The organism is Mailhella massiliensis, assembly GCF_020741395.1.
Taxonomy (GTDB): Bacteria; Desulfobacterota; Desulfovibrionia; order Desulfovibrionales; family Desulfovibrionaceae; genus Mailhella; species Mailhella massiliensis_A.
This window is the reverse complement of sequence record NZ_DYZA01000093.1, coordinates 1-4,401: the sequence shown is the minus strand read 5'-3', so window position 1 is coordinate 4,401 and position 4,401 is coordinate 1. Positions and strand designations below refer to the sequence as shown.

The 4,401-nt window shown below is 56.4% G+C and carries 2 protein-coding genes; both read left to right on the top strand.

Annotated elements, in window-relative coordinates; genetic code table 11:
- On the top strand, positions 1-603 hold a 603-nt coding region (locus K8W16_RS04950), incomplete at its 5' end, for an IclR family transcriptional regulator (protein ID WP_304121660.1).
- A 30-nt stretch (positions 604-633) separates the two neighbouring features.
- Positions 634-4,143: a pyruvate:ferredoxin (flavodoxin) oxidoreductase gene (gene nifJ, locus K8W16_RS04945; protein ID WP_304121659.1), complete on the top strand. Its 3,510-nt coding sequence runs from the start codon at positions 634-636 to the stop codon at positions 4,141-4,143.
- The last annotated feature ends 258 nt before the right edge of the window (positions 4,144-4,401 follow it).

Here is a 4,401-nt window from a genome sequence, read left to right as displayed (position 1 = left end):
ACCAAATTCTATATGCTGGGCCTGAAGTTTCTGACCATTTCCAGAAAACTTCTGGACAGCCTTAATCTGCGTACTGTCGCGCGCCCGCTTCTGGAGGAATTTCAGGAGCAGACCGGCGAAATGGTGTTTCTTTCTGTTCTGAGCGGCGGCAAGGTTGTCTATCTTGATAAGCTTCAGACGCCGGGGCATCTGGTTCTTGCAACGGAGGTGGGGTATTCCTTGCCTCCTCATGCCTGCACGAGCGGCAAGACTCTCATGGCATGGCGGTCGCAGAAGGAAGTTATGGATATTTATCCGACGGAAGTGCTGCCTCCTCATCGCAAGAACACCGTGATGACGAGAACCATGCTCCTGAAAGAACTGGAGGAGATCCGCGCCCAGGGCTACTGCATCGGAACAGAGCAGTATTTTCAGGGCATACGCGGGGTTGCCGCACCCATTCTGATAGACGGGCAGTCTGTTGCCAGTGTATGCATGGCAGGGCCCATTTCGTATATGACGATGGATCGCGTGAACAAGAAAATCGTCCCTCTTCTCATGAAGACCGTCAGCACCATCTCCACGCTGCTTGGACAGGATAATGTTCAGGAGTTGCTTTCTTAACGGTCTACAGTTTTAAGAGGAGAGTTCCTCATGCGCAGAACATTAACAATGGACGGCAATACCGCTGCCGCCCATGTCTCCTATTTTTTTACCGAAGTCGCTGCTATTTATCCGATTACACCATCTTCTCCCATGGCGGAACTGACAGATGCCTGGGCGGCGGCAGGGCGTAAGAATCTGTTCGGCTCCCCTGTGCGGATTGTGGAAATGCAGTCCGAAGGCGGCGCCGCCGGGGCTTTGCACGGCGCGTTGCAGTCTGGAGCTCTGGCGAGCACCTATACGGCATCGCAGGGCCTGCTGCTCATGATCCCCAACATGTACAAGATTGCCGGTGAACTGCTTCCGGCGGTGTTCCATGTAAGTGCCCGCTCTCTGGCTTCCAATTCTTTGAGTATCTTCGGAGATCATCAGGATGTCATGGCCACAAGGCAGACGGGGTTCGCGCTTCTGGCTTCCAGTTCCGTGCAGGATGTCATGTATCTTGGAGCCGTAGCGCATCTTGCCGCCATAGAATCCAGAATTCCCTTCCTGCACTTTTTCGACGGTTTCCGCACTTCCCATGAAATTCAGCGCATCCATGTGCTGGAAGAGGAAGAGCTGGCCGGTCTTCTCAATCGTGAGGCCGTGGACGCGTTCCGGCGCCGTGCGCTCAATCCCGATCATCCGCAGGTGCGGGGCATGACGCAGAACCCCGACATATTTTTCCAGCTTCGCGAGGCCGTGAACCCCTTTGTGGACGCACTGCCCGCCGTTGTGGAAAAATACATGAACAAAATAAACGAGCTCACCGGCAGCAACTATGCCTTCTTCAACTATCACGGCCATCCCGAAGCGGAAAGCATCATCGTGATCATGGGATCCGGCGCTTCGGTGGTGGAGGAAACCGTGGATGCGCTCAACGCCCGTGGGGAAAAGGTGGGTATGATCAATGTCCGCCTGTACCGGCCTTTCCTGCCCGAAAAGCTGCTGGAAGCGGTGCCTGCCTCGGTAAAGCGCATCGCCGTCATGGATCGTACCAAGGAACCCGGTTCGGTTGATCCGCTCTGCCTTGACGTCCGCAATGCCTGGTCGGGAAAGAAGGATGCCCCTCTGATCGTCGGCGGGCGTTACGGGCTTGCCTCCAAGGACTTCACGCCTTCCCATGTGCGGGCGGTTTTTGAGAATCTCGCTGCCGAAACGCCCAGAGACGGCTTTACGGTGGGCATTGTGGACGATGTGACCCATGCCTCCCTGCCTGCAGCCGATTTTCATCTGGAAACTCCGGGCCAGACGGCCTGCAAGTTCTGGGGCTTCGGTTCCGACGGCACAGTGGGTGCGAACAAGTCCGCCATTAAAATCATCGGCGATCATACCGATATGTACGCGCAGGCATACTTTGTGTACGACTCCCGCAAGTCCGGCGGCGTAACCATTTCCCATCTGCGCTTCGGCAAGAAGCCCATCCGTTCCTCCTATCTTGTGGATGCCGCGGATTTCATTGCCTGCCATAATCAGTCTTATGTGGGCAAGTACGATTTGCTTCGCGGCATCAAGGAAGGCGGCACCTTCCTTCTTAACTGCATGTGGTCTGACGAGGAGCTGGAACAGCACCTTCCTGCGGCCATGAAGCGCGTCATCGCCGGCAGGCATATTCGGTTTTATACCATCAACGCGGTCGATATTGCGTTGGAGATCGGTTTAAATACCAGAATAAACATGATCATGCAGTCGGCGTTCTTCAAGCTTGCCAACATTATCCCCGTGGAGGAAGCCTGCCGCTATCTGGATGACGCCATTGTCAAATCCTACGGGAAGAAGGGGCAGGCGGTTATCGATATGAACAAGGCTGCCGTGCGCCGGGGCATTGAGAACATCCACGAAGTGCAGGTGCCGGAACGCTGGCTCCATGCCGAAGAGGAGAACATTCCCGCAGGGGAGCGGCCTGCGTTCATTCACGACGTGGTGGATGTTATGAACCGCCAGGAAGGTGACGACCTTCCCGTGAGTGCTTTCAGGGGCATTGAAGACGGTTCCTGGCCCCTCGGCATCACGGCATGGGAAAAGCGCGGGGCTGCGGTAACCGTTCCCGTATGGAATCCCGATCGTTGCATCCAGTGCAACCTTTGTTCGTTTTCCTGCCCTCATGCGGCTATCCGTCCCAGGCTTCTGAATGAGGCCGAGGCCGGGGCTGCTCCGGCCATGCTGGAACGCAGGCCGTCCAGAAGCATGAAGGGCATGGAATTCCACCTTGCGGTTTCCGTGCTGGACTGCACGGGTTGCGGCGTATGCGTGAACGCCTGCCCTGCCAAGGAAAAGGCCCTGACCATGCACAAGCTGGAATCCGTGCTGCCTGAAGGGGCGGAGAAGTGGGAATATGCAGAAAAGCATATCAGCTATAAGAAACCTGCGGGAAAGCTGACCGTCAATACAAGCCAGTTCCTGCGCCCGTATCAGGAGTTTTCCGGGGCCTGTGCCGGCTGCGGCGAAACCCCGTATGCCAAGCTGGTGACGCAGCTTTTTGGCGATCGCATGATGATTTCCAATGCGGCGGGATGCTCCACGGTATGGTCTGCCGGTGCGCCTTCGGTTTCGTACACTACCGACAACCGGGGGCATGGCCCGGCCTGGGGGTTCTCTTTGTTTGAAGACAACGCCGAATACGGATTCGGCATGTCGCTTGGGGTCTCTCAGGTTCGCGCCACCCTTGCCGCCCGTATGAAGAACATGCTGGAGCACGGGGTTTCCCCGGAAGTTGCGGAAGCCATGCAGCAGTGGCTTGAGCACAAGGACGAAGGGGAAGGAACGCGGGAGCGTGCCGAAGCCCTGAAGGCCGCCCTGAGCAGAGCCTCCGGCGGCGCCGACGGGAAGGCATGCCTTGAGCTGCTCAGAGACAGCGACTATTTTGTCAAGCGTTCACACTGGATTTTCGGCGGCGACGGCTGGGCCTATGATATCGGTTACGGCGGGCTTGACCATGTTCTTGCCAGCGGCGCTGATGTCAATGTTCTTGTGTTCGATACGGAAGTGTATTCCAACACGGGCGGTCAGTCTTCCAAGGCTACGCCTCTGGGCGCGGTGGCCCAGTTCGCGGCCGCAGGCAAGGGAACAAGGAAAAAGGATCTCGGCCTGATGGCCATGAGTTACGGCAACGTGTATGTCGCTCAGATTTCTCTGGGCGCCAACCAGGCGCATACGCTCAGGGTGCTTCAGGAAGCGGAATCCTATCCTGGGCCGTCTCTTATCATTGCCTATGCCCCGTGCATCAATCACGGCATACGCAAGGGGCTGGCCTTTGGGCAGGAACAGGCGAAGCGGGCGGTACAGGCCGGTTACTGGTCTTTGTATCACTTCGATCCGCGCCGTGCCCAGATGGGAGAAAATCCTTTCGTACTGGACAGCGGTAAGCCTGTGGCGGACTTCAGAGAATTTCTGCTTTCCGAGGTGCGCTATTCCGCCTTGCAGAGGCAGTTCCCCGAACGTGCGGAAAAACTGTACGAGCTTGCCGATAAGGCGGCAGCTTCCAGAAGGGCCGTGTATACCAAAATGGCAGAGAGAATGTAGGTTGTTCTTGTGAAAGGCATCCGAGTCCTGACGTTGTGATTCCTACGGCGTATGCTGAGAAAAACAGACGGGAGCATGACATGAAACCATGTTCCCGTCTGTCTTTATTATGGCCTTCAGGCAGTTGAGGGGGCGGAAACGGCCGAAACAGAAAAACACCCGCTTAGCGGCTGGAACTCAAAACGGTTATACCTGAAAAAATACCTTTTCGATAAGGCGGAGTTGTTCAGGCTTCCGTTCCCATCGAAAAGGTGTTTT